General features: G+C 60.4%; 21 protein-coding genes. 11 read left to right on the top strand and 10 right to left on the bottom strand.

Features of this window, described 5'->3' with window-relative positions; all coding sequences use genetic code 11:
* Positions 1-59: 59 nt before the first annotated feature.
* Genes AC1RDQ_RS17580 through AC1RDQ_RS17570 form a run of 3 tightly spaced genes read right to left on the bottom strand, consistent with a single transcriptional unit; the run spans position 60 to position 2104 of the window.
* Positions 60-677 carry a TPM domain-containing protein gene (locus AC1RDQ_RS17580; RefSeq protein WP_057716065.1) on the bottom strand — a complete coding sequence of 206 codons (618 nt, stop codon included), beginning with the start codon at positions 675-677 and terminating at the stop codon, positions 60-62.
* Between the two features lie 28 nt (positions 678-705).
* Entirely contained in the window at positions 706-1461 is a 756-nt protein-coding gene (locus AC1RDQ_RS17575; protein ID WP_492587788.1) for a TPM domain-containing protein, read from the bottom strand.
* Between the two features lie 37 nt (positions 1462-1498).
* Positions 1499-2104 carry a LemA family protein gene (locus AC1RDQ_RS17570; RefSeq protein ID WP_150717735.1) on the bottom strand — a complete coding sequence of 202 codons (606 nt, stop codon included), beginning with the start codon at positions 2102-2104 and terminating at the stop codon, positions 1499-1501.
* Positions 2105-2367: 263 nt separating this feature from the next.
* Here AC1RDQ_RS17570 and bglX point away from each other — a divergent pair, with 263 nt between their 5' ends.
* Entirely contained in the window at positions 2368-4659 is a 2292-nt protein-coding gene (gene bglX / locus AC1RDQ_RS17565; protein WP_057716068.1) for a beta-glucosidase BglX, read from the top strand.
* Between the two features lie 139 nt (positions 4660-4798).
* Here the strand turns inward: bglX and AC1RDQ_RS17560 are convergent, their stop codons facing one another.
* The 5 genes from AC1RDQ_RS17560 to AC1RDQ_RS17540 all read right to left on the bottom strand — a co-directional run bounded on the left by AC1RDQ_RS17560 (position 4799) and on the right by AC1RDQ_RS17540 (position 9277).
* Positions 4799-5956, bottom strand: a complete 1158-nt coding sequence (locus AC1RDQ_RS17560) for a phospholipase D-like domain-containing protein (RefSeq protein ID WP_057716069.1) — start codon at positions 5954-5956, stop codon at positions 4799-4801.
* A 1-nt stretch (position 5957) separates the two neighbouring features.
* Positions 5958-6548, bottom strand: coding sequence for a YceI family protein (locus AC1RDQ_RS17555; protein ID WP_090453580.1), 591 nt, complete (start codon positions 6546-6548; stop codon positions 5958-5960).
* A gap of 271 nt (positions 6549-6819) precedes the next feature.
* Complete coding sequence (locus tag AC1RDQ_RS17550) at positions 6820-7143, bottom strand: amidase (RefSeq protein WP_154909684.1); 324 nt, start codon at positions 7141-7143, stop codon at positions 6820-6822.
* Positions 7140-8234, bottom strand: coding sequence for a serine hydrolase domain-containing protein (locus AC1RDQ_RS17545; RefSeq protein WP_492587787.1), 1095 nt, complete (start codon positions 8232-8234; stop codon positions 7140-7142). Before AC1RDQ_RS17545 ends, AC1RDQ_RS17550 begins: the two co-directional genes overlap by 4 nt.
* Before the next feature lie 155 nt (positions 8235-8389).
* Positions 8390-9277 (bottom strand): acyl-CoA dehydrogenase family protein, encoded by an 888-nt coding sequence (locus AC1RDQ_RS17540; protein WP_492587786.1) that lies wholly within the window; start codon positions 9275-9277, stop codon positions 8390-8392.
* A gap of 155 nt (positions 9278-9432) precedes the next feature.
* Here AC1RDQ_RS17540 and olsB point away from each other — a divergent pair, with 155 nt between their 5' ends.
* Together olsB and AC1RDQ_RS17530 are read left to right on the top strand one after the other, a co-directional pair.
* Positions 9433-10188, top strand: coding sequence for an L-ornithine N(alpha)-acyltransferase (olsB, locus tag AC1RDQ_RS17535; protein WP_057400777.1), 756 nt, complete (start codon positions 9433-9435; stop codon positions 10186-10188).
* The gene (locus AC1RDQ_RS17530) at positions 10188-10979 is read left to right on the top strand and encodes a lysophospholipid acyltransferase family protein (protein WP_057716075.1); all 792 of its coding nucleotides are present in this window, start codon (positions 10188-10190) and stop codon (positions 10977-10979) included. Before olsB ends, AC1RDQ_RS17530 begins: the two co-directional genes overlap by 1 nt.
* 123 nt (positions 10980-11102) lie before the next feature.
* Here the strand turns inward: AC1RDQ_RS17530 and AC1RDQ_RS17525 are convergent, their stop codons facing one another.
* On the bottom strand, positions 11103-11681 hold the full coding sequence (locus tag AC1RDQ_RS17525) for an acyl carrier protein phosphodiesterase (RefSeq protein ID WP_492587785.1): 579 nt from the start codon (positions 11679-11681) through the stop codon (positions 11103-11105).
* 170 nt (positions 11682-11851) lie between these two features.
* Between AC1RDQ_RS17525 and AC1RDQ_RS17520 the strand changes: the two genes are divergently transcribed.
* The 4 genes from AC1RDQ_RS17520 (at position 11852) to AC1RDQ_RS17505 (ending at position 15226) form a co-directional block, all read left to right on the top strand.
* Positions 11852-12154: an ArsR/SmtB family transcription factor gene (locus AC1RDQ_RS17520; RefSeq protein WP_008019443.1), complete on the top strand. Its 303-nt coding sequence runs from the start codon at positions 11852-11854 to the stop codon at positions 12152-12154.
* A 35-nt stretch (positions 12155-12189) separates the two neighbouring features.
* Positions 12190-13359, top strand: coding sequence for an MFS transporter (locus AC1RDQ_RS17515; protein ID WP_492587784.1), 1170 nt, complete (start codon positions 12190-12192; stop codon positions 13357-13359).
* Positions 13360-13380: 21 nt separating this feature from the next.
* A complete protein-coding gene (locus tag AC1RDQ_RS17510; RefSeq protein WP_492587783.1) occupies positions 13381-14430 on the top strand; it encodes an alkene reductase in 1050 nt (349 codons plus the stop codon).
* Positions 14431-14692: 262 nt separating this feature from the next.
* Entirely contained in the window at positions 14693-15226 is a 534-nt protein-coding gene (locus AC1RDQ_RS17505; protein ID WP_057716079.1) for a hypothetical protein, read from the top strand.
* Between the two features lie 307 nt (positions 15227-15533).
* Here the strand turns inward: AC1RDQ_RS17505 and emhR are convergent, their stop codons facing one another.
* On the bottom strand, positions 15534-16166 hold the full coding sequence (gene emhR / locus AC1RDQ_RS17500) for an efflux system transcriptional repressor EmhR (protein ID WP_492587782.1): 633 nt from the start codon (positions 16164-16166) through the stop codon (positions 15534-15536).
* 277 nt (positions 16167-16443) lie between these two features.
* Between emhR and emhA the strand changes: the two genes are divergently transcribed.
* The 4 genes from emhA (at position 16444) to AC1RDQ_RS17480 (ending at position 23924) form a co-directional block, all read left to right on the top strand.
* Complete coding sequence (gene emhA, locus AC1RDQ_RS17495; RefSeq protein WP_057716081.1) at positions 16444-17601, top strand: efflux RND transporter periplasmic adaptor subunit EmhA; 1158 nt, start codon at positions 16444-16446, stop codon at positions 17599-17601.
* 3 nt (positions 17602-17604) lie between these two features.
* A complete protein-coding gene (gene emhB, locus AC1RDQ_RS17490) occupies positions 17605-20766 on the top strand; it encodes an efflux RND transporter permease subunit EmhB (RefSeq protein WP_489339917.1) in 3162 nt (1053 codons plus the stop codon).
* Complete coding sequence (gene emhC, locus AC1RDQ_RS17485; RefSeq protein WP_057716083.1) at positions 20766-22226, top strand: efflux RND transporter outer membrane subunit EmhC; 1461 nt, start codon at positions 20766-20768, stop codon at positions 22224-22226. The genes emhB and emhC overlap by 1 nt, the downstream gene beginning before the upstream one ends.
* Before the next feature lie 438 nt (positions 22227-22664).
* On the top strand, positions 22665-23924 hold the full coding sequence (locus tag AC1RDQ_RS17480; RefSeq protein ID WP_340316558.1) for an OprD family porin: 1260 nt from the start codon (positions 22665-22667) through the stop codon (positions 23922-23924).
* Positions 23925-23948 lie beyond the last annotated feature (24 nt).

Raw genomic sequence — 23948 nt, 5'->3', positions numbered from 1 at the left:
GCCGGACAACGTTCAGGAACTGTGTCGCGGCGCATTACAAAAGCAGATGAAGCACTGGCTTAACCCAGCACCACCAGACGATTCGGCAGCTCGTTGCGCACATGGGTCACCGGCACATGTACCTTGAGCAACTCGCCACAGGCCTCGACGCAACTGACAAAGCCCTGCAGCGTCTGCCCCTGTTTCACCTGCTGGGTGAACGTCGCGACGATCGCGTCCCAGTTCTTGTTGTCCAGGCGACTGGAAATCCCTTCATCCACCAGGATCTCCACGTAACGCTCGGCCTCGGAAACGAAAATCAGCATGCCGGTGCTGCCCTCGGTGTGGTGCAGGTTCTGCTCCAGGAACTGCCGGCGCGCCAGGTTCGAGGCACGCCAGTGGCGCACCGAGCGCGGGATCAGATGGGTGGTGACTTTCGGCAGGCGGAACACCAGGCACAGCACGATGAAGATGGCCCATTGCACCATCAGCAGGCTGTGCATGGTCAGCCAGCCGGTGAGGTAATGCACGATGCCCGGCACCAGCAGCGCCAGCAGGCTGGCCCACAGCAACGGGATGTACGCATAGTCGTCGGCGCGGGCTGCGAGTACTGTCACCAGTTCTGCGTCTGTCTCGCGCTCGACCCGGGCAATGGCCTCGGCCACCTTGCGTTGTTCGTGTTCAGTCAGTAATGCCATGTCGTGAAGTGCCTGCTAATTTTTATTATCACCAGCCGCCGGACGAACCGCCCCCGCCGAAACTGCCCCCGCCGCCGCTGAAGCCTCCCCCTCCACCGCCGCCGCCAAATCCACCACCGCCAAAGCCGCCCCCGGATCCACCGGAGCCGCCCCGGCCAGCGGGAAGAATACCGAGCATCTGGCACACAAAAACAGTCAGGATGAATAACATCACAAAAAACACGAACAACCCGGGATGCCGCGCGATGAAATCGTCCCCCGGATCGCCCCTGGATTCATACGCCGTGGAGGGTTCGTCCAGGGGGTTGCCGCCCAGCACCACCAGCATCGCCGCTACGCCGTCACTGATGCCTTTACTGAAATTGCCGGTCTTGAATGACGGGGTGATGACCTGGTTGATGATCACCGAACTCTGGGCATCGGTCAGGCGATCCTCCAGGCCGTATCCGACTTCGATACGCAGCCGGCGCTCGTCCCGGGCGATGATCAGCAAGGCGCCGTTGTTCTTGTCCTTCTGCCCGATGCCCCAGTGGCGGCCGAGTTGGTAACCGAAGTCGGCGATGTCGGTACCTTGCAAGTCCGGCAACGTCACTACCACAAGCTGCTCGCCGGTGGCTTGCTCATGGGCCTGAAGCTGTTGGCTGAGCTGCTGGCGCACCGATGGCTCGATAATCTGCGCAGTGTCGACCACCCGCCCGGTTAGCGCCGGAAAGCTCAGCTCGGCGCGGGCAGCGATCGCCACCACCCACAACAACAGCAACAGGCCTGTTTTCAGGACGCGCATTGGCAACCTCTTGCGTGGTGACGCCGATTAGCGCAGTTCAGAATTTGACCTCGGGGGTCTTTTCCGAACCCGGCGTGGCTTCGAAGGTCTCGCGCATCGGCAGGTCGCTATACATCACGGTGTGCCACAGGCGACCGGGGAAGGTGCGGATCTCGGTGTTGTATTTCTGCACCGCGAGGATGAAATCGCGCCGGGCCACGCTGATGCGGTTCTCGGTGCCTTCAAGCTGCGATTGCAGGGCGAGGAAGTTCTGGTTGGCCTTGAGGTCCGGATAACGTTCGGAGACCACCATCAAGCGACTCAAGGCGCCGCTGAGCTGGTCCTGGGCCTGTTGGTACTGCTTGAGCTTTTCCGGGTTGTCGAGGGTCGAGGCATCCACCTGGATCGACGTGGCCTTGGCCCGGGCTTCGATGACGGCGGTCAGGGTTTCCTTCTCGTGGGCCGCATAGCCCTTGACGGTTTCCACCAGATTGGGAATGAGGTCGGCGCGCCGCTGATACTGGTTCTGCACCTGGCCCCAGGCGGCCTTGGCCTGTTCATCGAGCGTCGGGATGTTGTTGATGCCGCAGGCGGTCAGCAACGTAGCCAGCATTAGCAACGTGACGACCTGCAAACGCGAGCGATAGGTTGGACTTACATTCATCAGGATGATGCTCCCTTGTGCATTTCATGAAAAAACCGACCGTGAAACCTTCTGGGCCGGCTCTTGGGGCATAATCGCCCGCGCCTCTGGATTGCAACGGGCCGATGGGCTAAAAAGAGGCCCTGCGCGAAAACGCATCCGCCATCTGGCTGTGGTTTTTTGGCTCTGGTCTTTTGAGCCGGTACCCGAACAACAATAGACGCTCCCTAAATTTTGGCTGGCCGGCGTGTACATCGCCGTTTGGGCCCTTGAGAAAACTATTCATGAAGAAGCTGTGTTTGCTGGGCCTGTTCGTCAGCCTGGCCAGTCATAACGTATTGGCCGCCACGACGCCCGCACCCCTGGAGAACAAGGAAGCCTTCGTCAGCAACCTGATGAAGCAAATGACCCTCGATGAAAAAATCGGCCAGCTGCGCCTGATCAGCATCGGCCCGGAAATGCCGCGCGAAATGATCCGCAAGGAAATCGCGGCAGGCAACATCGGCGGTACGTTCAACTCGATCACCCGCCCGGAAAATCGGCCGATGCAGGACGCAGCCATGCGCAGCCGCCTGAAGATCCCGATGTTCTTTGCCTACGACGTGATCCACGGCCACCGCACCATTTTCCCGATCCCGCTGGCCCTGGCCTCGAGCTGGGACATGGACGCCATCGGCCTGTCCGGGCGCATTGCCGCCAAGGAAGCCGCGGCTGACAGCCTCGACATCACCTTCGCACCGATGGTCGACATCTCTCGCGACCCACGCTGGGGTCGTACTTCCGAAGGCTTCGGTGAAGACACTTACCTGGTGTCGCGCATTGCCGGCGTGATGGTCAAGGCGTTCCAGGGTACTGGCGCGAACGCAGCCGACAGCATCATGGCCAGCGTCAAGCACTTTGCCTTGTACGGCGCGGTCGAGGGTGGCCGCGACTACAACGTGGTCGACATGAGCCCGGTCAAGATGTACCAGGACTACCTGCCACCGTACCGCGCCGCCATCGATGCCGGCGCCGGCGGGGTCATGGTCGCGCTGAACTCGATCAACGGCGTGCCGGCCACCGCCAACACCTGGCTGATGAACGACCTGCTGCGCAAGGAATGGGGCTTCAAGGGCCTGGCCGTCAGCGACCACGGGGCGATTTTCGAGCTGATCAAGCACGGTGTTGCCGCCGACGGTCGCGAAGCGGCGAAGCTGGCAATCAAGGCTGGCATCCACATGAGCATGAACGACACCCTGTACGGCAAAGAGCTGCCAGGGCTGCTGAAGTCCGGCGAGATCCAGCAGAGCGACATCGACAACGCCGTGCGTGCGGTACTGGGCGCCAAGTACGACATGGGCCTGTTCAAGGACCCGTACCTGCGCATCGGCAAGGCCGAGGATGATCCGGTCGACACCTACGCCGACAGCCGCCTGCACCGCGCCGAGGCCCGTGATGTGGCACGCCGCAGCCAGGTGCTGCTGAAAAACCGGAATGACACCCTGCCACTGAAGAAGACCGCGAAAATCGCCCTGGTCGGTCCCCTGGCCAAGGCGCCCATCGACATGATGGGCAGCTGGGCCGCCGCCGGTCGCCCTGCTCAATCGGTGACCCTGTTCGATGGCATGACCAACGCCCTGGGAGACAAATCGACACTGATCTACGCCCGTGGCGCCAACATCACCAGCGACCCGAAAATCCTCGGTTACCTGAACTTCCTCAACTTCGATGCCCCGGAAGTGGTGGACGACCCGCGCCCGGCGAACGTACTGATCGACGAAGCGGTGAAAGCGGCCAAGGATGCTGATGTGGTGGTTGCCGCCGTCGGCGAATCCCGTGGCATGTCCCACGAATCGTCGAGCCGCACCGACCTGAACATCCCGGAAAACCAGCGCGAGCTGATCCGGGCCCTGAAAGCCACCGGCAAACCGCTGGTACTGGTGTTGATGAATGGCCGTCCACTGACGATCCTCGAAGAGAAGGAACAGGCCGACGCGATCCTGGAAACCTGGTTCAGCGGCACCGAGGGCGGCAACGCCATCGCCGACGTGCTGTTCGGCGACTACAACCCGTCGGGCAAACTGCCGATCAGCATCCCGCGTTCGGTAGGCCAGATTCCGACCTACTACAACCACCTGACCATTGGCCGGCCGTTCACTCCGGGCAAACCGGGCAACTACACCTCGCAGTACTTCGATGACACCACGGGCCCCCTGTACCCGTTCGGCTATGGCCTGAGCTACACCGAGTTCAGCCTGAGCGACATGGCGCTGTCGTCGACCACGCTGAACAAGACCGGCAAGCTCGACGCCAGTGTCACCGTGAAAAACACCGGCAAGCGCGACGGCGAAACCGTGGTGCAGCTGTACATCCAGGACGAGACCGGCTCGATGATTCGTCCGATCAAGGAACTGAAGAACTTCCAGAAAGTGATGATCAAGGCCGGCGAACAGAAAGTCGTGCACTTCACCATCACTGAGGACGACCTGAAGTTCTACAACACCCAGCTCAAGTACGCGGCGGAACCGGGCAAGTTCAACGTGCAGATCGGCCTGGATTCAGAGGACGTGACGCAGCAGAGTTTTGAGTTGCTGTAATTAATCAAACACCGCAAAACCCTGTGGGAGCGAGCTTGCTCGCGATAGCGGACTGACAGTCGACAGAGATGTTGAATGTTAAGCCCTCATCGCGAGCAAGCTCGCTCCCACAGTGGTTTCAGTGTTCAGAAAACTGGGGTCAACCCCGCCGATTCAGCAGGTTCACCACCACCCGATCCACCCATCCCCACACCCGTTGCTTGACCCGCCGCCACAGTGGCCGGCGCTTCCATTCCTCCAGGCTGACTTGCTCACTCAACCCGAAGTCCCGTTCGAAACTCGCCGCCACCGACCGGGTCAGTCCGGGGTCCAGGGCTTCCAGGTTAGCTTCCAGGTTGAAGCGCAGATTCCAGTGATCGAAGTTGCACGAACCGATGCTCACCCAGTCGTCGACCAGGACCATTTTCAGGTGCAGGAAACACGGCTGGTACTCGTAGATTTTCACCCCGGCCCTGAGCAGTCGCGGGTAGTAGCGATGCCCGGCATAACGCACGGATGGGTGATCGGTACGGGGGCCGGTCAGCAGCAAGCGCACATCGACGCCCCGGGCAGCCGCCCGGCGCAGGGAGCGACGGACTTTCCAGGTCGGCAAAAAGTACGGCGTGGCCAGCCAGATCCGTCGCTGACCACTGTTCAGGGCACGCACCAGCGATTGCAGAATGTCCCGGTGTTGACGGGCGTCGGCATAGGCCACCCGGCCCATGCCCTCACCTATGGACGGCACCCTTGGCAGGCGCGGCAGACCGAAATGCGAAGCCGGTCGCCAGGCACGTCGATGGCGGTTGGCAATCCACTGACGATCGAATAGCAGCTGCCAATCGAGTACCAGCGGGCCGGTGATTTCCACCATCACTTCGTGCCATTCGCTGGCGTCTTCCCCCGGAGTCCAGAATTCATCAGTGACACCGGTGCCGCCGACCACGGCCAGGCTCTGGTCCACCAATAACAGCTTGCGGTGATCGCGGTAGAAGTTGCCGACCCAACGTCGCCAGCTCAGACGATTGTAAAAACGCAGCTCCACGCCAGCGGACATCAGCCGCTGACGCAAGGCCAGGGTGAAAGCGAGGCTGCCGTAATCATCGAACAGACAGCGCACCCGTACACCGCGCTCGGCGGCCTGCACCAATGCCTGGACCATGGCTTCGGCGCAGGCGCCCGCCTCCACCAGATACAGTTCCAGCTCAACCTGCTCTTCAGCCCGGGCAATCGCCACCAGCATGCGCGGAAAAAACTGCGGACCGTCGATCAGCAGTTCGAAGTGGTTGCCTTCACGCCACGGAAAAATCGCTCCGGCCATGTCAGCGCGCCGTGAAAATCAGTACCGCACCCACCGGTACGGAAAGACTGATAGCTGATAAACCGGCCAGTTTGCGCAACGTTTCCAGGCCGGGAGCCAAATCGAAATCCTCGGCGTTGATCACCAGCGGTTCGAGGGTCACCACCTGGAAGCGCCGGTCATCGAGTCGGGTCGCCAACAGTTCGGCCTGGTATTCGTGTTGTTTGCCGTGCAGGTCGACCATCAGCGGCAGGCGCAACTCCAACTGCGCGCCGGGAGCGAGGTCATTGATCGGGCGCAGATCGATTTTCGTGGTGATCATGGCGTCGGGAAACCGGTCAATCTGGAACAGCTCCTTGCGCATGCGCTCATCGCGCAACGGGATGCCGCTGTTGATCGACTCCAGCTCGACTTCCACCTGCGCCAGCCCCTCGGGGTCGACCTTGCCGTGCAGCACCAGGAAGCGCTGCACTTCGGAAACATTGGCATTCTTGGTGCTGACAAACGACAGGCGCGAAGACTCGCCATCGAGGTACCAGTCGGCGCGGGCCGACAACGCGGCACCGGCCAGCAGCAGGAAAGTGAGGGTTTGGAAGGTGGAGCGCTTGAACATAGAGACTCGTGGGGCAGATAAACCTGTGCTGAACCTTAACCGGCCTGACACAGGTTGCAAACTTTCTGTTGCTCCATGAACACATTCCATAGGGCGAGTGAGCTTTTGTGGCGAGGGGGCTTGCCCCCGTTGCGCTGCGAAGCAGTGCTGAAGTCTACAACCAAGTAAGCCTGACGGACCGGGGAGGCTGGCTTTGCGTCTGCTTCGCAGCCGAACGGGGGCAAGCCCCCTCGCCACAAAAACTCACCACCACCCAAAGCACATACCCCGCTCAAGGCTGCAAACGACAACCCTGACGCTCGCCGATCCACACCGCGCTGTTGCTGCGGCCCATGCCACTGACCGAGACACGCTTGCCGGCCGGGTCATCGGTAAAGCCGCTGGCGGGCAGCCACTGTTTCACATAACCGTGGCAGTACTCGGCATCGTTGTTCATCACGTAGCGGCACGAACAATATTCCTTGGCGGTGTAGGCGCTGATGATGTCGGGGAACGCCCACAGCGCCGCCCGCTCGAGCCAGATCCAGCCGAGCAAGGCGATCAGCAGGATCAACAACAGGGAACTGAGCGGTCGACGGCGAATGAAACCACTCATGGCTGCACCTTCCCGGCAAAGGCCTTGAGCGCGAGCTGGAGCAATTGGTTGTGCCGGTAAGTGCCGTCGCGGTCATCGCCGTAGCGGACGATCACCAGCTGTTCACTGGGGATCACGTACATCGCCTGGCCCCAATGCCCCAGCGCGGCGAAGGTGTCGGCGGGAGCATCGGGCCAGGGTCGTGCCGCGCCCTCAACGGCTCGATTGAGCCACCACTGGCCGCCGGGGACGGCCTCGTCTTGATCGGCGTGATAGTGAGCGAACGGCTCGCGGTTGAATGCCACCCAGTCCCTGGGCAGCAGTTGCCTGTCTGCCCAGCGCCCCTCGCGGGCCATCAACAGACCGACCCGGGCCAGGTCCCGTGCAGTGAGGTAGGCATAGGACGAAGCAACGAAAGTGCCCGTGGCATCGGTTTCCCACACGGCTTGGCGGATACCCAGCGGCTCGAACAGCGCAGTCCACGGATAATCCGGATAGCGGCCGGGGCCGACGATGGTTTTCAACGCGGCGGACAACAGGTTGCTGTCACCGCTGGAGTAGCGAAACGCCTGGCCCGGCGCCGCGTACTCGACATGGGCCGCGGTGAACGCAGCCATGTCGTGGTGACCGCGGGTGTAGAGCATGGCCACTACCGAAGACTTCAGCGGTGCGTATTCGTAGTCTTCCTGCCAATCCAGGCCCGAGGCCCAGTGCAGCAGGTCGGCCATGGTCAGGTCGGGGTATTTTTTCAGGGGCGGATAAAACTTCGCCACAGGGTCGCCGAGTTTGAACAAGCCTTCGCCGTAAGCCACACCGAGGACCGCGGCCATCAGGCTCTTGCTGATCGACCAGGTCAGGTGCGGCGTCTCGGCCGTCGTCGGGCCGGCGTAGCGTTCGTAGATCAACTGGCCGTCGCGGATCACCAGCAAGGCATCGGTGCGAATGCCCTGGCGAGTGGTGTCATCGCGGGATGGGAAGGCATAGGCCTCCAGGGCTTGAAGCGCCGGGCCAGCGGGCGTCGGCGCGGTCGGCCATTGCTCGGCGGGCCAGCTTTCAGCCTGGGTCGTGAGGCTGAGCAACAGCAGGAAAATCAGGGACAGGCCTTTGGGCATGACGGGGGCTCGAAGATTGAACCTGCTGAGCCTAGTCGAGGTTGATGACAGTTCAGGAATTCATGCTGCCAATCAGGCCGCCATCGCGAGCAAGCTCGCTCCCACAGGGGAATGCATTCCAAATGTGGGAGCGGGCTTGCTCGCGAAGAGGCCAGTCAGGGCAGTGAAGATTGCGCCAATGCCTTCGCCAACCGCTTGCCCCGCGCCCCTGCCGCCAAATCCATCACCGCCTGATCCCGCTGCCACATCGCCGCCCACTCTTGAGGCCCTCCGGCCAGCGCCTCATTCACTTCAGCCTTGAGCCCTTCGAACTGCGCAAACAACCCGCCAAGCAACACATGCCCGGCCGGATGGGTGGGTGGCTGGCGGCTGCTTTCAGCGCACCCCGCCAGCAACCCCAGCAACCGCAATTGCAAGCCTTGCGGCCAATCGCATTCCTGGCCGACGCCATACAACCACGCTGTCATGGCGCTCAGCACATAGATGTCTTCCAACGTTCGGAACGGTTTGACGTAAGCGTCCCAACCATCCCCTGCGAGCAACTCGCACAGCGCGCTATCCAGAAACAACCGGCCATGGCTGATGTCCGGCATCAACGGGAGCGGCGCCAGCTTTTCCACCCGCACACCCGGCTCATCGCGATAGATCACCGCCAGGCTCAAGCGTGGATCGGCGCCGGGCTCCTCGCTGCGCGCCGCCACCAGCAGCCAGTCGGCGGCATTGCCGGCGGTGACGAAATCCTTGCGTCCGCTCAGGCGCAAATCGCTCAGTCGGGTTTGCATATCGGCCGGACGCAGGCTGCCCTGCTCGGTGGCGCACAACGCGCCCAGGCTCAGTGGCGCGCTCGGCCAGAGCATGCGCAAGGCCGCCTGATACCCCACCAGAAACGCTTGCCCCGGTGTCGCCATCAACCGCCCGCCAAGCACCGCCAATTCAAACGGAGTGACCGTTCCCAACTGCTGCAACAAGGTCGCGAAACCTTCCGCCAGATCCGGGTTGGCGGGCAATCGATCACGGCGGTTCAACAGGGTTTGCCAAGGCATAAGAGTCTCCTCGAAGGCTGTCATATAAGCATCACCAAAGCTTAATGGCGATGACACCGGGGCTACATAGCCTGACTTTGCACAACACGGCTAGACAAAGAAAGTCGATTCGCTGTAGCCCAAAGACGGGTGAGCAGCCCGCACGGAGATTCGCCATGACTCAGATCGCCCGCATCAGCGACACCGGCAACGAACGCCGCCTGCAAGCCGAACGCCTGGTGGGCGCCGAGGCTCTGCAGGAAGCCCAGGCCTTGCGCTTCAACGTGTTCAGCGGCGAATTCAACGCCAGGCTCAAAGGCGCTGAACTGGGTCTGGACATGGATGACTACGACGTTCACTGCGCCCACATCGGCGTGCGTGACTTGAATACCGGGCGCCTGGTGGCAACCACCCGTTTACTCGACCACACGGCTGCCAGCAGCCTGGGCAAATTCTACAGCGAAGAAGAGTTCAGCCTCCACGGTCTGGTGCACCTGCAAGGCCCGATCCTGGAAATCGGTCGCACCTGTGTCGACCCGGCCTACCGCAATGGCGGCACCATCGCCGTGCTCTGGGGCGAACTGGCCGAAGTCCTGAACCAGGGCGGCTACAGCTACCTGATGGGTTGTGCGAGCATTCCGATGCAGGATGGCGGCGTGCAGGCCCACGCGATCATGCAGCGTCTGCGCGAACGCTACCTGTGCACCGAACATCTGCGCGCCGAGCCGAAAAACCCGCTGCCGAGCCTCGACATCCCGTCGAACGTGATCGCCGAAATGCCACCGCTGCTCAAGGCCTACATGCGCCTGGGCGCGAAGATCTGCGGCGAGCCATGCTGGGACGAAGACTTCCAGGTCGCCGACGTGTTCATCCTGCTCAAGCGCGACGAACTCTGCCCGCGTTATGCCAAACACTTCAAGGCGGCTGTGTAATGGGCCGGTTGCGGGTGTACGCGCGAATCGCGCGAGTGCTGATGGTAGTGACGCTGGGCTTGGGCATGGCCAGTGTGTTCGGGCTGTTCGAGCGCTTGGGCATGGCCCATTCGATGGCGCGCCGGCAACGCTGGTCGCGGTTTTTCATGGCCCGCCTGAGCAATGCCCTGCCCTTCGACGTGACTGTCCACGGCGAGTTGCCGAAGGCACCGATGCTCTGGGTCAGCAACCACGTGTCCTGGACCGACATCCCGCTGCTGGGCATGCTCACGCCGCTGTCGTTCCTGTCCAAGGCCGAAGTGCGCACCTGGCCGGTAGCCGGCTGGCTGGCGGCCAAAGCCGGCAGCCTGTTTATCCGCCGTGGCTCGGGTGACAGCCAGTTGATCCGCAAGCAGATGACCCGTCACCTGGAACAGGCACACCCGCTGCTGATGTTCCCCGAAGGCACCACTACCGATGGCCGTTCGCTACGTACTTTTCACGGCCGCCTGCTGTCCGCCGCCATCGATTCAGAAGTGGCAATGCAGCCGGTGGCGATTCGTTATGTGCGTGACGGCGAGACTTGCGCGCTGGCGCCGTTCATTGGCGACGATGACTTGCTGTCGCATCTGATGCGGTTGTTCGCCAATGACCGTGGCGGCGTGGAGATTCATCTGCTCAAGCCAATCGCTTGCGAAGGCCGGGAACGCGCGGCATTGGCGTTCGAGGCGCAGCAGGCGGTGCAGAAGGTGTTGTTTGGTGAAATTGTCGAACCGCAACGAGCACCGATGCGCCCTGCCATTGCGGCGTGACGCGATCTTTTATTCACCGAAGTACCCTGTGGGAGCGAGCTTGCTCGCGATAGCGGTGGGTCATTCAGCATCATCGTTGAATGTTAATCCGCAATCGTGAGCAAGCTCGCTCCCACAGGGGTTTTATGCTGATGGATAGTTCCGGGCAAAATCCTGAAGCTGCGGATAGAACAACCGAAAGTCCTCGCTCAACGGTTCATACAACCGCCGCAATTCCTGCATCGCAGCCGCCAGTTCTTCCGGCCGGGTCAGGCGTCGCGAGATCCCGCGCAACACCTGCTCCAGCACTTCGAATTCCTGATACGAACCCAGCCAGTCATTGGCCACCATGTGCGGCGCAATCCTCGCCAGCCGCTCCGGCAATTGCCGTTCGCTGGACAGCACCCGGTAAACGTCCGAAGTGAACAACGCCAGGGGCCGGTCGGCATACAGCGCCCAGTCCCGGGCCAGGCAATGGTCGAAAAACACATCGAGCACGATACCCGCGTAGCGACGACGGGTCAGGGAGAAACGCGACAACGCGACGTCCACCAGCGGATGGCGGTCGGTGAACACGTCGATGCTGCGGTGCAACTGGATAGCCCCCTCGATGTCCGGAGCGAACTGCCCTTGCAGGCGTCCCTTGACGAAATCGCCATACAGACTGCCGAGCAATTGGCCGGGACGCTGGCCACCGAGGTGAAGATGTGCGAGATAGTTCATGGGCGCAGCTTAGCACTGCCCCCTTGTCTTGTTACACTCAACATATCGTTATAACTCGATATACCGAAATGTGAGTTGGTCAGAGCCAAATCATATTTGTATATCGCGAAATACCGATTTAAAGTTCGCCTCATCGCGATATAGCGTTTTAAACATCACGAGCCCACATCATGACCATCAATCTCGACGAAATAATAAAAGCCCTGGCACACCCAGTACGGCGAGACATCCTGCACTGGCTCAAGGACCCGACCGTCGAATTTCCCGACCAGTCCCACAGTAACGAGCACGGCGTTTGCGCCGGGCAGATCGATCAACGTTGCGGCCTGTCGCAGTCCACGGTGTCCGCACACCTGGCGACCCTGCAACGCGCCGGCCTGATCAGCAGCCGCAAAGTCGGCCAGTGGCATTTTTTCAAACGCAACGAGGAAACCATCCAGGAATTCCTCAAAACCTTCAGTAAAGAGCTCTGACCCTTAACGTCAGTCGGCCGACAAGGAATTAAACAATGCCCCTCTCGCTACTCATCCTGGCCTTGAGCGCCTTCGCCATCGGCACCACCGAGTTCGTCATCATGGGCCTGCTGCCCAACGTGGCGGCGGACCTCGGTGTGTCGATTCCCGGTGCCGGCTGGCTGGTGACCGGTTACGCCCTGGGCGTGGCCATCGGCGCGCCGTTCATGGCGCTGGCCACCGCCAGACTGCCGCGCAAGGCAGCCCTGGTGGCGTTGATGGGCATCTTCATTGTCGGCAACCTGCTTTGCGCAGTGGCCGGCGACTACAACGTGCTGATGTTTGCCCGTGTGGTCACCGCCCTCTGCCATGGCGCCTTCTTCGGTATCGGTTCAGTGGTAGCCGCCGGCCTGGTGCCTGCGAACAAACGTGCTTCGGCCGTGGCCCTGATGTTCACCGGCCTGACCCTGGCCAACGTCCTCGGCGTACCGCTGGGCACCGCCCTCGGTCAGGAAGCCGGCTGGCGTTCGACCTTCTGGGCAGTGACCGTGATCGGTGTGATCGCGCTGATCGGCTTGATCCGCTTCCTGCCGGCCAAGCGTGATGAAGAGAAACTCGACATGCGCGCCGAACTGGCCGCACTCAGGGGCGGCGGCATCTGGCTGTCCCTGAGCATGACGGCACTGTTCGCCGCCTCGGTGTTCACCCTGTTCACCTACGTCGCGCCGCTGCTCGGTGAAGTCACCGGCGTTTCGCCCCGTGGCGTGACCTGGACCCTGATGCTCATCGGCCTGGGCCTGACGGTCGGCAACATCATCGGCGGCAAGCTGGCCGACAAAGGCATGGCCGCGACGCTGATCGGTGTGTTCGTCACCATGGCCGTGGTGTCCACCGTGCTGACCTGGACCAGCGTCGCGTTGATCCCTACCGAAATCACCCTGTTCCTCTGGGCCACCGCGTGCTTCGCCGCCGTACCGGCGCTGCAAGTGAACGTGGTGACCTTCGGCAAGGCCGCTCCGAACCTGGTGTCGACCCTGAACATCGGCGCTTTCAACATCGGCAACGCCTTGGGTGCCTGGGTCGGCGGCAGTGTGATCGCCCACGGCTTCGGCCTGACCAGCGTCCCCCTCGCCGCAGCGGCCCTGGCGGTACTCGCCCTGCTGGTGACCCTGATTACTTTCCGTCAGAGCGGCAATCCCGACCTGGCCCCAGCTACTTCTAACTGATCTCCAAAAGAGAGCCACTAAATGACGACTATTTTCGATCCGATCAAACTGGGCGACCTCGAGTTGGCCAACCGCATCATCATGGCGCCACTGACCCGCTGCCGCGCCGACGAAGGCCGCGTGCCCAACGCGCTGATGGCCGAGTACTACGTGCAACGCGCCACCGCCGGCCTGATCCTCAGCGAGGCCACTTCGGTGACCCCAATGGGCGTCGGCTACCCGGACACCCCGGGCATCTGGTCCAACGATCAGGTGCGTGGCTGGTCCAACGTGACCAAGGCTATCCATGGCGCGGGCGGCAAGATCTTCCTGCAACTGTGGCATGTGGGTCGCATATCCCACGGTTTGTACCTGAACGATGAAGCCCCGGTCGCCCCGAGTGCCATCCAGCCCAAGGGCCACGTCAGCCTGGTTCGTCCGCTGGCCGACTTCCCTGTACCGCGCGCCCTGGAAACCGCTGAAATCGCCGACATCGTCGACGCTTACCGCGTCGGTGCCGAGAACGCCAAGGCCGCCGGCTTCGACGGTGTGGAAATCCATGCCGCCAACGGTTACCTGCTCGACCAGTTCCTGCAAAGCAGCACCAACCAGCGCACCGATAACTACGGCGGTTCCCTGGAAAACCGTGCCCGCCTGCTGCTGGAAGTGACCGACGCCGCCATCGAAACCTGGGGCGCCGGCCGCGTGGGTGTGCACCTGTCGCCACGCGCCGACCTGCATGACATGGGCGACGACAACCTCGCTGAAACGTTCACCTATGTCGCTCGCGAACTGGGCAAGCGTGGCATTGCCTTCATCTGCTCGCGGGAGAAAGAAGGTGCCGACAGCCTCGGCCCGCAACTCAAGGAAGCCTTCGGCGGCCCCTATATTGCCAACGAACGTTTCACCAAGAACAGCGCCAACGCGTTGCTCGCCAGTGGCCAGGCCGATGCAGTCGCCTTCGGTGTACCTTTCATTGCCAACCCTGACCTGCCGGCACGCTTGCAGGCTGACGCGCCGTTGAACGAAGCGCGTCCGGAACTGTTCTACGCCAAGGGCCCGGTCGGTTACATCGACTATCCAACCTTGTAGGCCTGCGAAAAACTCGAATAGCCCGGCGTTTTGGACGTCGGGTTTTTTTTGCTTTAAACAAGCCAAAACCCGCTTGTCATACTTAAATCTCTGACAACTTACCTGCCATCTAAATTTGCATCACACCTGCACGTACCCCAATACAAAATTACAATTAAAACCCAGACAAACCCAACAGAACAATCTAATACTTCACAACGCTTCGCTACAACATTTCGAGCGCCACGGAAAGCCTTTTCAATAACTTTAAAGGATTAACAGCATGAACAACAATGGCCCGATAAACGTGCCTCGCATCATTGCACGCACAGAATATGAACCTGATGATTCCAGCATTTTTTCTGCTTCAGCCAGTAAATTCCCCAATCAATACACCATAATGACCATTAACATTTCCAACAACACCGATGGCCCGATCCGGCTCTTGAAAGCAGGCTGGGATTTGACCGGAACCTCGCTATCAGCTTTCGAAATCGAAGCGAACGATGAGCAAACCCTCGATCTTCCTTACCTTCGGGACTTCTCAAGTAATGGAATGTATTACAACAAAAGAAAGTTCGCCCCGATCCTGCAACAGTTCTCGTACATTACCGAAGATGGATTAATATTCACGCTAGCTATTCAGCTGACAGTTTCAGTGGTTTTCGGCGTCCTGCATCCGAACCTGAAACCAAATTGGTCAAAAACAATAACGCGATCTGGCAACAGCAACAGCTCATATAAGGTCACTGCCGACATCACGAAAAAGAATAAAGAGGCGCCCTTCAGTTTTAGCGTCGACTTGATAGTCGGTTGATACTGATCGTCTAGAAAAGACGCCGGTGAAAAAACGTATCAAATCAGCTTGCTGATGCATTTTCTTCGCCACATTCCAGGCCCCGGCTCGCAAAACCGGGGTTCTTTTTAGCAGTAGTGGAATCCGCACGAGGTTCACTCCCCATGCAAGCTCGACACAAAATTCCTACAAATTATGTAGCCTGGCAGCTGTCAACCTGGCACACGTCCGTATATAAAAGCCCCCATTGCAAAAAAGGCACGCGAAGTAAAATGATCCTCGGTGACTTCAACGGTTGACTTGCAGGGAGCCAATTTATCATTTTGTTTCATTTGCACAGGCTGGGACTCAATCGCAGCATATCCAGCCCGGTATCGACCCAACGCTCGGCTTCGGCGTGCAATTCAAAGCTGTCGGGGGCCAGCAGCCACTGGTACAGGATGCCATCAATATAAGCATGCAAGCTGATCGCGGCGCGGGCCGTGTCGAGGTTTTCCGGCAACTGACCGCGATTCACTGCATTACTCAGGGCCAGACCGATCCGCACATTGCATTCGAGGCTGGCTGACACCCGTTGTTGGCGTAGGTCGCACATTTCATCGGTGAATTCGCACTTATGAAAAAGAATCTCATTGATGCGTCGGGTTTTCGGGTCCAGCGCAATTTGATGAAACAAATGAATCAGCAACTTCCGCATGCAGCCCAGAGGATCGAGTTCGTCTTCGCTTTCGCTGGCCTTGGCCATTTCTTCCAGCGGCTCATGCAGAGTGTCGAGCATGGCCTGCACCAGATCGGCCTTGTTGCTGAAATGCCAGTAGATGGCCCCTCGAGTGACGCCGGCCAGGGTCGCGATGTCCGCCAGGGTCGTGCGTGCCACGCCTCGCTCGAAAAAGGCCTTTTCGGCCGCCACGAGAATTTGCGCGCGGGTTTCCTGAGCTTCCTCTTTGGTACGACGGACCATGGCAGTACAACCTCAATCAGGGTGCTTCAGCGATGCCTGAACATCAGCTGAATAAAAGTGGGGCGAACGTTCTGGGGGTTCGTCCCCGGCCTACAATTCCAACCTTTCAACGGCTTGTGTAGCGGCTTGTGTAACGGCGTTGATACGCAGTCTGGGTATTTACAAACAACCATGTACGTAAGTATATTCCTTAGCAAGCTACTTATCCACTCGGCAAACATTTTTCAACCTTCCACCTTTCTAGTGCGCACCTTGCGTGCCTGACCCGAGGATTTTCATGCAATTCAAGCCAGCTGTTACCGCTCTGGTCGCCGCCGTCGCCCTGGCATCGCTGCTCAGCGGATGCAAAAAGGAAGAGGCAGCACCGGCCGCCCCACCGCCTCAGGTCGGCGTCGTGACTCTGCAACCTCAAGCTTTCACCCTGACATCCGATCTGCCCGGCCGTACCAGTGCGTTCCGCATTGCCGAAGTCCGCCCGCAGGTCAACGGCATCATTCTCAAGCGCCTGTTCAAGGAAGGCAGCGACGTCAAGGCCGGCCAGCAGCTGTACCAGATCGATCCGTCGGTCTATGAAGCGACGCTGAAAAGCGCTGAAGCCAACCTGCGCTCGACCAAGTCGATTTCCGACCGCTACCAGCAACTGGTCAACGAACAAGCCGTAAGCCGTCAGGAATACGACACCGCCGTGGCCAACCGCCTGCAATCGGAAGCCGCGCTGCAAACCGCACAGATCAACGTGCGCTACACCAAGGTCTATGCCCCGCTGACCGGCCGCATCGGCCGCTCCTCGGTGACCGAAGGCGCGCTGGTGAGCAATGCCCAGGCCGATGCGATGGCGGTGATTCAGCAAATCGACCCGATCTACGTCGACGTGACGCAGTCCTCGGTCGAGCTGCTGCAACTGCGCCGTGAGCTGGAAAGCGGTCGCCTGCAGAAAGCCGGCGACAACACGGCTTCGGTCAAGCTGACCCTCGAAGACGGCAGCGACTACAAGCTGGACGGCAAGCTGGAGTTCTCCGAAATCTCGGTTGACCAGACCACCGGTTCCGTCACCCTGCGCGCCATTTTCCCGAACCCTGACCACACCCTTCTGCCTGGCATGTTCGTGCACGCCAAGTTGCTGGCCGGTGTGAACAGCGCGGCGATCCTGGCCCCGCAGCAAGGCGTGACACGCGACCTCAAAGGTACGCCGACCGCACTGGTTGTCGGCCCGGACAACAAGGTCGAACTGCGTCAACTCAAGGCCAACCGCACCGTCGGTAACCAATGGCTGATCGAAGACGGCCTGAAGGCCGGCGATCGCCTGATCACCGAAGGTCTGCAATTCGTCAAACCTGGCATCGAAGTCAAGGCCAGTGAAGCGACCAACGTAGCCGTAAAGAACCCGGCCCCCGCCCAGGTAGCTGATAAAGCCTCTGGCGGCAAAGGGGAGTAAACCATGTCGAAATTTTTTATCGACCGTCCGATTTTCGCCTGGGTAATTGCCCTGGTGATCATGCTGGTCGGGGCACTATCGATCCTCAGACTGCCGATCAACCAGTATCCGAGCATTGCGCCTCCAGCGATCGCCATCTCCGTGGCCTACCCGGGTGCTTCGGCACAAACGGTTCAGGACACCGTGGTTCAGGTGATCGAGCAACAGCTCAACGGTATCGACAACCTGCGTTATGTCTCGTCGGAAAGTAACTCCGACGGCACCATGACCATTACCGCGACCTTCGAGCAAGGCACCAACTCCGACACCGCGCAGGTCCAGGTCCAGAACAAGCTGAACCTGGCCACCCCGCTGCTGCCGCAAGAAGTGCAACAGCAAGGTATCCGCGTCACCAAGGCGGTGAAGAACTTCCTGTTGGTGATCGGTGTGGTGTCGCGTGACGGCAGCATGACCAAGGACGACCTGTCCAACTACATCGTGTCGAACATGCAGGACCCGATCTCGCGGACCGCCGGTGTCGGCGACTTCCAGGTGTTCGGTTCCCAGTACGCCATGCGAATCTGGCTCGACCCGGCCAAGTTGAACAACTTCAACCTGACCCCGATCGACGTCAAGACAGCCATCGCCGCGCAGAACGTCCAGGTGTCGTCCGGCCAGCTCGGCGGCCTGCCTGCCCTGCCCGGCACCCAGTTGAACGCGACGATCATCGGCAAGACCCGCCTGCAGACCGCGGAAGAGTTCGACAAGATCCTGCTCAAGGTCAACAAGGACGGTTCCCAGGTTCGCTTGAGGGATGTTGCCGAAGTCGGTCTGGGTGGCGAGAACTACAGCATCAACGCCCAGTTCAACGGTGCCCCGGCTTCCGGCCTGGCCGTGAAACTGGCCACCGGTGCCAACGCGCTCGATACCGCCAAGGCCCTGCGCGCGACCATCGACAGCCTCAAGCCGTTCTTCCCGCAAGGGATGGAAGTGGTGTTTCCGTATGACACCACTCCGGTAGTAACCGAATCGATCAAGGGCGTGGTTCACACCCTGGTCGAAGCGGTCGCGCTGGTGTTCCTGGTGATGTTCCTGTTCCTGCAGAACTTCCGCGCCACCATCATCACCACGATGACCGTGCCGGTGGTATTGCTTGGTACATTCGGCATCCTCGCGGCCGCCGGTTTCAGCATCAACACCCTGACCATGTTCGGCATGGTGCTGGCCATCGGCTTGCTGGTGGACGACGCCATCGTCGTGGTGGAAAACGTCGAACGGGTGATGAGCGAAGAAGGCCTGTCACCGAAAGAGGCGACCAAGAAGTCCATGGGCCAGATCCAGGGTGCACTGGTCGGTATCGCCCTGGTGCTGTCGGCGGTTCTGCTGCCAATGGCGTTCTTCAGCGGTTCCACCGGTGTGATCTACAAGCAGTTCTCGATCACCATCGTCTCGGCCATGGCCCTGTCGGTACTGGTCGCGCTGATCTTCACCCCGGCGCTTTGCGCCACCATGCTCAAGCCGATTCCCAAAGGCGAGCACGGCGTACCCAAGCGTGGTTTCTTTGGCTGGTTCAACCGCAATTTCGACCGTGGCGTTCGCGGTTACGAGCGCGGTGTCGGCAATATCCTGCAGCGCAAGATCCCGTATCTGCTGGCGTACCTGCTGATCGTGGTTGGCATGATCTGGCTGTTCACCCGCATTCCAACGGCGTTCCTGCCGGAAGAAGACCAGGGTGTACTGTTCGCCCAGGTGCAGACCCCGGCCGGTTCGACGTCCCAGCGCACTCAGGTGGTCGTGGACGAAATGCGTGAATTCCTGCTGCGCCCTGGCAAGGATGGCGGTGAAGGCGATGCGGTGAACTCGGTGTTTACCGTGACCGGCTTCAACTTCGCCGGCCGTGGCCAGAGTTCGGGTATGGCGTTCATCATGCTCAGACCGTGGGACGAACGTAACGCCGACAACAATGTGTTCAAGGTGGCGGCCCGTGCCCAGCAGCACTTCTTCACCTTCCGCGATGCCATGGTGTTCGCCTTTGCGCCACCGGCGGTACTGGAACTGGGTAACGCCACCGGTTTCGACGTGTTCCTGCAGGACCGTGCCGGTATCGGCCACGAAAAACTGATGGAAGCGCGCAACCAGTTCCTCGGCATGGCCGCACAAAGCAAGATTCTGTCTCAGGTGCGTCCGAACGGCCTGAACGACGAACCGCAATACCAACTGGAAATCGATGACGAGAAGGCCAGTGCCCTGGGCATTACCATCGCCGACATCAACAACACCCTGTCGATTGCCCTGGGCAGTAGCTACGTCAACGACTTCATCGACCGTGGTCGAGTGAAGAAGGTGTACGTGCAAGGCCAGCCAGGCGCTCGAATGGGCCCTGAAGACCTGCAGAAGTGGTACGTGCGCAACAGCACCGGCACCATGGTTCCGTTCTCGGCGTTCGCCAAGGGCGAGTGGATTTACGGTTCGCCGAAACTGGCCCGTTACAACGGCGTGGAAGCGATGGAAATCCTCGGTGCCCCGGCGCCAGGCTATTCCACCGGTGAAGCCATGCTCGAAGTCGAAGCCATCGCCAAGAAACTGCCGGCGGGTGTCGGTATTTCCTGGACCGGCCTGTCGTACGAAGAGCGTCTGTCCGGTTCGCAAGCACCAGCGCTGTACGCCCTGTCGCTGCTGATGGTGTTCCTGTGTCTGGCGGCGTTGTATGAAAGCTGGTCGATTCCGATCGCGGTGATGTTGGTTGTACCGCTGGGGATCATCGGTGCGCTGATGGCCACCAGCCTGCGTGGTTTGTCCAACGACGTGTACTTCCAGGTAGGTTTGTTGACGACTATCGGTCTGGCGGCGAAAAACGCCATTCTGATTGTCGAATTTGCAAAGGAGTTGCACGAACAAGGGCGTAGCCTGCGCGATGCAGCGATCGAAGCCTGCCGCATGCGTCTGCGACCGATCATCATGACCTCGCTCGCCTTCGTCCTCGGTGTGGTACCACTGGCGATATCCACCGGTGCGGGCTCCGGTAGCCAGCATGCAATCGGTACCGGCGTAATCGGCGGTATGATCACGGCCACTGTGCTGGCGATCTTCTGGGTCCCGCTGTTCTTCGTCACCGTGTCGTCCATTGGCCAGCGCAAAATCGCCGACCAGGATGACGCTATTGAAACTTCTAAAGAGGCTGGCTAATGAGCAAGTCGCTACTCTCCCTGGCAGTCGCCGCCTTCGTGCTCGGTGGCTGCTCGCTGATACCTGATTATCAGCAGCCCGAAGCGCCGGTGGCGGGCCAGTACCCGCAGGGCCCGGCGTACTCGCCGGCCCAGGCTCCGGCGCAAGCGGCTGCCGAGCAGGGCTGGAAGCAGTTTTTCCATGACCCGGCGCTGCAACAGCTGATCCAGGTTGCCCTGGAAAACAACCGTGACCTGCGTGTCGCGGCCCTGAACATCGACGCGTTCGCGGCTCAATACCGCATCTCCCGTGCCGATCTGTTCCCGGCCGTCTCGGCCAATGGCAGCGGCAGCCGTCAGCGGCTTCCGGCTGATGCTTCCCAGACCGGCGAAGCCGGCATCAGCAGTTCCTACTCGGCAACTGTTGGCGTCAGCGCCTATGAACTCGACCTGTTCGGTCGGGTTCGCAGCCTGAACGAAGAAGCGTTGCAGAAGTACTTCGCCACTGAAGAGGGCCGCCGCAGTACGCAGATCAGCCTGGTGGCCAGCGTGGCCAATGCCTACCTGACCTGGCAGGCCGACAAGGAACTGTACAAGCTGACCCAGGACACCCTCGCCGCCTTCGAGGAGAGCTACAAGCTCACCGCCCGCAGCAACGAAGTCGGCGTCGCCTCGGCCCTGGACCTGGCACAGTCGCGCACCTCGGTGGAAAACGCCCGTGCGCAACTGGCCAAGTACACCCGTCAGGTCGCCCAGGACGAGAACAGCCTGGTGCTGCTGCTCGGCACCGGTGTCCCGGCCAACCTGCAAGCGGCCAAACCACTTGACGACGACCTGCTGAGCGACGTTCCACCCGGCCTGCCGTCGGACCTGCTGCATCGTCGTCCGGACATCCTTCAGGCCGAGTACAACCTGAAGGCCGCCAATGCCAACATCGGCGCGGCGCGGGCTGCGTTCTTCCCGAGCATCAGCCTCACGGCCAATGCCGGCACCCTGAGCCCGGACCTGTCCGGTCTGTTCAAGGGTGGTTCGGGCACCTGGTTGTTCCAACCGCAGATCAACCTGCCGATCTTCAACGCCGGCGCCCTGAGCGCCAGCCTGGACTACTCGAAAATCCAGAAAGATATCGGCGTGGCGAACTACGAGAAGTCCATTCAAACGGCCTTCCAGGAAGTCGCCGACGGCCTGGCTGCCCGCCAGACCTACGTCCAGCAGTTGCAGGCACAGAAAGATTTCGTCAGTGCCAACCAGGACTACTACCGCCTGGCCGAGCGTCGCTACCGCATTGGTGTCGACAGCAACCTGACCTTCCTCGATGCCCAGCGTCAGTTGTTCAGTGCGCAACAGGTGCTGATCACCGACCGACTGGCGCAGCTGGTCAGCCAGGTCAACCTGTACAAGGCCCTGGGTGGTGGCTGGAACGAACAGACGGCGAAGAACGAGCCGTTGAAAGAAGAAGCGCCGAAGATGAAGTATTTCTGATCGCGCTGTGAGAACACGAAGCCCACCTTTTGGTGGGCTTTTTGTTGGCTGCGGGAAAAGGTGTGTTCTCAGTGATGGCCCCATCGCGAGCAAGCTCGCTCCCACAGGAGGCTGGGTTTGGCAAAAATCTTATGCACGCTGTAAGTCCACTGTGGGAGCGAGCTTGCTCGCGATGAGGCCCGCACAGGCCACACAAAATCCAGCGACATGTTGCGTTCGATAATCGCCCAAAACCTGCTTTTAACAATTGAACCATCCAGTACATTCCACGCACCATCCGAACCACAAAACCAATAACAACAGGTTCGACACCATGCCCCCGCGCCCTGCCCTCTCCGGCTGATCCGCTTCGTTCGTGCTGATTTCGAATATTCGTCTGCAACCCAGGGTTGCGGCATCACCCCGCTTCATCCCAAAGAATTAGAGAGACCCGAGCCCATGACGCCTTCTCCCGCGCAGTACTTCGTTCCCAGCCTGATTGCCATGGCCCTGGCCAGCGCGGCCCTGCCCGCCAGCGCCGAAGAGTCGGGTTTTGTCGAAGGCGCCAAGGTCAACCTGAACCTGCGCAACTTCTACATAAATCGCAACTTCACCAACCCGACCAAGGCCCAAGGCAAGGCTGAAGAATGGACGCAGAGTTTCATCCTCGACGCCAAGTCCGGGTTCACCCAGGGCACCGTCGGATTCGGCATGGATGTGCTCGGTTTATATTCGGTGAAACTCGACGGCGGTAAAGGCACAGGCGGTACGCAACTGCTGCCGCTGGATCATGACGGTCGCCCGGCGGATAACTTCGGCCGCACCAATGTCGCGTTCAAGGCCAAGCTGTCGCAGACCGAAGTGAAGGTCGGCGAGTGGATGCCAGTGTTGCCAATCCTGCGTTCGGACGACGGTCGTTCGTTGCCGCAAACCTTCCGGGGCGGCCAGATCACGTCGAAGGAGATCAATGGCCTGACGCTCTACGGCGGCCAGTTCCGGCAGAACAGCCCCCGCGATGACAGCAGCATGGACGACATGTCGATGACCGGCAAAGCGGCGTTCACCTCCGACCGTTTCAACTTTCAGGGCGGCGAATACCTGTTCAACGAAAAGCGCACCCAGATCGGCCTGTGGAACGCCGAGCTCAAGGACATCTACAGCCAGCAGTTCATCAACCTGACCCACAGCCAGCCATTGGGTGACTGGACCCTGGGCGCCAACCTGGGTTTCTTCTACGGCAAGGATGACGGCAGCGCCCTGGCCGGCGAGCTGGACAACAAGACCATGTACGGTTTGTTCTCGGCCAAATACGGCGGCAACACCTTCTACGTCGGCCTGCAAAAACTCACCGGCGACAACGCCTGGATGCGGGTCAACGGCACCAGCGGCGGTACCCTGGCCAACGACAGCTACAACTCCAGCTACGACAATGCCCAGGAGAAATCCTGGCAAGTACGCCACGACTACAACTTCGCCGCCCTGGGCGTTCCGGGCCTGACCCTGATGAACCGCTACATCAGCGGTGACAATGTGCACACCGGCACCATCACCGACGGCAAGGAATGGGGACGCGAAAGTGAACTGGGCTACACCGTGCAAAGCGGTGCGCTGAAGGACCTGAACCTGAAATGGCGCAACTCGACCATGCGTCGGGATTACAGCAACAACGAGTTCGATGAGAACCGCCTGATCATCAGCTACCCGATCAGCCTGTTGTAAACACAAAACAAATGTGGGAGCGAG

This window comes from Pseudomonas sp. GW823-FHT02E01 (assembly GCF_058797535.1).
Note: the sequence above shows the minus strand (reverse complement) of the source record. Positions and strands in the feature narration are given on the sequence as shown.

What these genes read in the sequence shown, in the direction of transcription:
- AC1RDQ_RS17580 (WP_057716065.1), bottom strand. Translation starts at nt 677, where the DNA reads ATGGCATTACTGACTGAACACGAACAACGCAAGGTGGCCGAGGCCATT.
- AC1RDQ_RS17575 (WP_492587788.1), bottom strand. Translation starts at nt 1,461, where the DNA reads ATGCGCGTCCTGAAAACAGGCCTGTTGCTGTTGTTGTGGGTGGTGGCG.
- AC1RDQ_RS17570 (WP_150717735.1), bottom strand. Translation starts at nt 2,104, where the DNA reads ATGAATGTAAGTCCAACCTATCGCTCGCGTTTGCAGGTCGTCACGTTG.
- bglX (WP_057716068.1), top strand. Translation starts at nt 2,368, where the DNA reads ATGAAGAAGCTGTGTTTGCTGGGCCTGTTCGTCAGCCTGGCCAGTCAT.
- AC1RDQ_RS17560 (WP_057716069.1), bottom strand. Translation starts at nt 5,956, where the DNA reads ATGGCCGGAGCGATTTTTCCGTGGCGTGAAGGCAACCACTTCGAACTG.
- AC1RDQ_RS17555 (WP_090453580.1), bottom strand. Translation starts at nt 6,548, where the DNA reads ATGTTCAAGCGCTCCACCTTCCAAACCCTCACTTTCCTGCTGCTGGCC.
- AC1RDQ_RS17550 (WP_154909684.1), bottom strand. Translation starts at nt 7,143, where the DNA reads ATGAGTGGTTTCATTCGCCGTCGACCGCTCAGTTCCCTGTTGTTGATC.
- AC1RDQ_RS17545 (WP_492587787.1), bottom strand. Translation starts at nt 8,234, where the DNA reads ATGCCCAAAGGCCTGTCCCTGATTTTCCTGCTGTTGCTCAGCCTCACG.
- AC1RDQ_RS17540 (WP_492587786.1), bottom strand. Translation starts at nt 9,277, where the DNA reads ATGCCTTGGCAAACCCTGTTGAACCGCCGTGATCGATTGCCCGCCAAC.
- olsB (WP_057400777.1), top strand. Translation starts at nt 9,433, where the DNA reads ATGACTCAGATCGCCCGCATCAGCGACACCGGCAACGAACGCCGCCTG.
- AC1RDQ_RS17530 (WP_057716075.1), top strand. Translation starts at nt 10,188, where the DNA reads ATGGGCCGGTTGCGGGTGTACGCGCGAATCGCGCGAGTGCTGATGGTA.
- AC1RDQ_RS17525 (WP_492587785.1), bottom strand. Translation starts at nt 11,681, where the DNA reads ATGAACTATCTCGCACATCTTCACCTCGGTGGCCAGCGTCCCGGCCAA.
- AC1RDQ_RS17520 (WP_008019443.1), top strand. Translation starts at nt 11,852, where the DNA reads ATGACCATCAATCTCGACGAAATAATAAAAGCCCTGGCACACCCAGTA.
- AC1RDQ_RS17515 (WP_492587784.1), top strand. Translation starts at nt 12,190, where the DNA reads ATGCCCCTCTCGCTACTCATCCTGGCCTTGAGCGCCTTCGCCATCGGC.
- AC1RDQ_RS17510 (WP_492587783.1), top strand. Translation starts at nt 13,381, where the DNA reads ATGACGACTATTTTCGATCCGATCAAACTGGGCGACCTCGAGTTGGCC.
- AC1RDQ_RS17505 (WP_057716079.1), top strand. Translation starts at nt 14,693, where the DNA reads ATGAACAACAATGGCCCGATAAACGTGCCTCGCATCATTGCACGCACA.
- emhR (WP_492587782.1), bottom strand. Translation starts at nt 16,166, where the DNA reads ATGGTCCGTCGTACCAAAGAGGAAGCTCAGGAAACCCGCGCGCAAATT.
- emhA (WP_057716081.1), top strand. Translation starts at nt 16,444, where the DNA reads ATGCAATTCAAGCCAGCTGTTACCGCTCTGGTCGCCGCCGTCGCCCTG.
- emhB (WP_489339917.1), top strand. Translation starts at nt 17,605, where the DNA reads ATGTCGAAATTTTTTATCGACCGTCCGATTTTCGCCTGGGTAATTGCC.
- emhC (WP_057716083.1), top strand. Translation starts at nt 20,766, where the DNA reads ATGAGCAAGTCGCTACTCTCCCTGGCAGTCGCCGCCTTCGTGCTCGGT.
- AC1RDQ_RS17480 (WP_340316558.1), top strand. Translation starts at nt 22,665, where the DNA reads ATGACGCCTTCTCCCGCGCAGTACTTCGTTCCCAGCCTGATTGCCATG.